This window comes from uncultured Endozoicomonas sp., assembly GCF_947495845.1.
GTDB lineage: Bacteria > Pseudomonadota > Gammaproteobacteria > Pseudomonadales > Endozoicomonadaceae > Endozoicomonas.
On the sequence record NZ_CANMAO010000066.1, the window covers coordinates 1 to 3098 of the forward strand.

The 3098-nt window shown below is 37.7% G+C and carries 6 protein-coding genes; 3 read left to right on the plus strand and 3 right to left on the minus strand.

The window, feature by feature from the left end; translation table 11 throughout:
* Nucleotides 1–147: 147 nt before the first annotated feature.
* The 3 genes from Q1B11_RS20005 to Q1B11_RS20015 all read left to right on the plus strand — a co-directional run bounded on the left by Q1B11_RS20005 (nt 148) and on the right by Q1B11_RS20015 (nt 1160).
* Entirely contained in the window at nt 148–426 is a 279-nt protein-coding gene (locus tag Q1B11_RS20005; protein WP_299735742.1) for a type II toxin-antitoxin system RelE/ParE family toxin, read from the plus strand.
* Nucleotides 426–719, plus strand: coding sequence for a HigA family addiction module antitoxin (locus Q1B11_RS20010; protein ID WP_299735744.1), 294 nt, complete (start codon nt 426–428; stop codon nt 717–719). The genes Q1B11_RS20005 and Q1B11_RS20010 overlap by 1 nt, the downstream gene beginning before the upstream one ends.
* 123 nt (nt 720–842) lie before the next feature.
* On the plus strand, nt 843–1160 hold the full coding sequence (locus Q1B11_RS20015) for a hypothetical protein (RefSeq protein ID WP_299735746.1): 318 nt from the start codon (nt 843–845) through the stop codon (nt 1158–1160).
* 323 nt (nt 1161–1483) lie between these two features.
* Here the strand turns inward: Q1B11_RS20015 and Q1B11_RS20020 are convergent, their stop codons facing one another.
* From Q1B11_RS20020 to Q1B11_RS20030, 3 genes are all read right to left on the minus strand, one after another.
* Nucleotides 1484–2302: a C2H2-type zinc finger protein gene (locus Q1B11_RS20020; protein WP_299735748.1), complete on the minus strand. Its 819-nt coding sequence runs from the start codon at nt 2300–2302 to the stop codon at nt 1484–1486.
* Between the two features lie 88 nt (nt 2303–2390).
* Entirely contained in the window at nt 2391–2519 is a 129-nt protein-coding gene (locus Q1B11_RS20025; RefSeq protein WP_299735750.1) for a hypothetical protein, read from the minus strand.
* Nucleotides 2520–2665: 146 nt separating this feature from the next.
* Complete coding sequence (locus Q1B11_RS20030) at nt 2666–3010, minus strand: hypothetical protein (protein ID WP_299735751.1); 345 nt, start codon at nt 3008–3010, stop codon at nt 2666–2668.
* Between the last annotated feature and the right edge of the window lie 88 nt (nt 3011–3098).

Genomic DNA, 3098 nt, shown 5'->3' on the forward strand with positions numbered 1-3098 from the left:
ACCGCGATGCTACATGATCTGTACGGCTCGTGGTGTGGGAGGAACGGAGTCGTGAGGCTTCGTCCTATCCCGATTAGGCTTATTACCTCCAGTGTCTCTAAAGCCATAATAATTGATTCTTGTTGCGCAATGCGCTACATTTGATTTATGATTAAATCATTCAAACATAAAGGGCTAAAACAGTTCTTCGAGTCGGGCAAAAAGTCTGGAATTCAGGCTAAGCACGCAAAGAAGCTAAGAATGCAATTAGCTGCAATCGATACTGCCCAAGTGCTTGATGATATTGATCTTCCTGGCTTTTCTCTTCATCCATTGAAAGGGCAGCGTTCGGGAATATGGTCAATTTCAGTAAGTGGTAACTGGCGCGTTACCTTTGAATTCAGGGATGGCAATGCGTACATCCTTAACTACGAGGATTATCACTAATGGCTATGCATAACCCACCTCATCCTGGAGAGTTTATTGAGTCCATTTTCATGGAGCCACATGAAATTAGTTGTCGTTACCTAGCTGAGCAGCTTGGAGTTGCAGCATCCACTTTAAACCGTGTTGTAAAAGGAAAAAGTGCGGTTTCACCTGAAATGGCGCTGAGGTTATCTAAGGTTCTCGGTCGTTCTCCAGAAAGCTGGCTTGCAATGCAGGACAATTATGAAATCTGGCAAGCACGTAAAAGAATTAACCTTTCTGATCTTCAGCCTCTCAAATTTCTGACTGCTTAATAAAAATCACACATAAGCCTAACAAAAAAATCGTGTTCGTGCTGCGCACCGGACGCCTACGACGCCGCACATTTTGGCGTTAGGTGCCAGGGTTCACCACAAAAGAAGAAGGTGATGTCCACAATGGAAAGAAAAGGAATTATAAAAAACTCAGTCTTTTTGCTATCTTCTGGAAATATTCTAATTTATCTGTTTGTCTATGGATTCGGATGTTTAAACTCTGGCTGGACATGTTCTGGTGATAATATGGGAGGGATAATGATGGTGTATTCTTTAACCATTTTCATCCCTCAATTAGTAGCATTTATCTACTTTACAATTCACTTTCTAAGTAAAATGGTCAGTGCATTACAAAGAAATCAATCAGAGCAGCTTAATAGAAGCGATTGGGTAAAAATTATAATTTATTTCATATTGGTAGCTGTTGCTTCATCTATCTGATGATTTGTTCAAGTCTTGAAATATTGTTTTGAGCTGGTTCCGGCTTTTCCTCTTTTACAATAGCGTAAGGGCAGTAGAAGATTGGCCACCTGTCTCAGTTGGAATGGCTTTACGTTCAAATCAGTTCTTTTTTTGTTTAATTTCGAGTTCAGTCTAAACGTCTTGCATCTCTTAGTTCAAGAACCTTGGGTTGCCAGAATTGGCAACAAGATAAACAACAGTGATTTGAACCGCGATGCTACATGATCTGTACGGCTCGTGGTGTGGGAGGAACGGAGTCGTGAGGCTTCGTCCTATCCCGATTAGCCAACACTATTTAAAATTCATCGGGTCGTATGGGTTTGGCTATGCTTGTGTAAATTGGCTTTTTGAGTAAAAGCTTTACTACATCCAGCTCTAGGGCATCGATAGGGCTTAACTCCGGAATGGATTCTCAGATGTGTTTTATAATTAGTATAAAAGTTTGTTGAGTATTTACATTCTTTACAAAGGAATTTTTTATCCTGGTTTCCAGTTTCTTCTGAGCGTAAAATAAAATGTGAAAACAGAGGCTTTTCATGATTAGGCCTATGATAGGGTTCCAAAGTTCTTGTGTTTTGATTGGCTTTTTGAGTGAAAGCTTTACCACATTCAGCTCTAGGGCATCGATAGGGCTTAACTCCGGAATGGATTCTCAGATGTGTTTTATAATTAGTATAAAAGTTTGTTGAGTATTTACATTCTTTACAAAGGAATTTTTTATCCTGGTTTCCAGTTTCTTCTGAGCGTAAAATAAAATGTGAAAACAGAGGGTTTTCATGATTAGGCCTATGATAGGGTTCCAAAGTTCTTGTGTTTTGAGAAGAGTTGCTAGAAGTTGTGATATCTTCTGGTTTTCCCATTTTTTTTTTGCAAGCGGTCGCTTCAAGAACATACATTGATGTTGAAGAACTGATTATAGATATTTGATTATTGATTTCTGAATTATTAGTTACTGTATCCATTTTTAATGTAGGGCTGGGAAGATGATCTTCTGCGACAATATTTATTTTATGGGTCAGATAGCTACTCTTTTTAACTTGAGCTTCCATTAATTTAGTTGCAATTTTATTGATATATTCACCTGCACTCTGCGATCTGCATATTGAGCTTTTGGTATTCATGTACAGTAATCATTTTTTGTTAATAACATGTTACGGACAGATAGACTATTTTAAAGTTCACTTTATTTTACGTCTTTTTTAATATGGCTTATAAATGTAGCAGTGAGATATCTTGTTCTGTAGTGTAGCCTAACAATAAAATCAAGTTCGTTCCGCTTCGCTCCACCGGACGCGCCTGCGGCGCGCCGCTTAAGTTGGCTTTAGCTACTTGTTTCATACTTCAGGTTTCATTCTGAATGATTTACCACGCTGATAATTTTTCATCCGGGAAGTTCTTATAGATTTTCTTTTCTGAGATTTTTAGTCTTATTGTTTTTTGAATGTGAGGTCAAGAGTAAAGGTAACAGGCACTAGCGAAAGTCACTATTCATTATTACTTCCAATACCGGAATCATTGTAATTACTTTCAATGCCAGAATCATCGTAATTACTTCTAATATCGGAATCATCGTAATTACTTCTAATATCGGAATCATCGTAATTACTTTCAATATCGGAATCATCGTAATTACTTTCAGTATCGGAATCATCGTAATAGGGACTATTTTTTTGTAAGAACTGCTTGAATTCTTGCAGGTGTTGATCAGGAAGATCTAATTTTTCTACGGTAAGCTCAAGCATATATTTAAGAGATTTTCTTTGTAGGTGAACATTAATATCTATCTTGCGAAGCCCTTTGCTTGTCCCATATTCAACATTTTTATACACTTCTTTTTCTAGTACTCGACTTTAGAGTTCCCAAAGCACAATAGTTCAACAACAATCGAATAATCAGCTAAAAAGCAACCATCCCCAA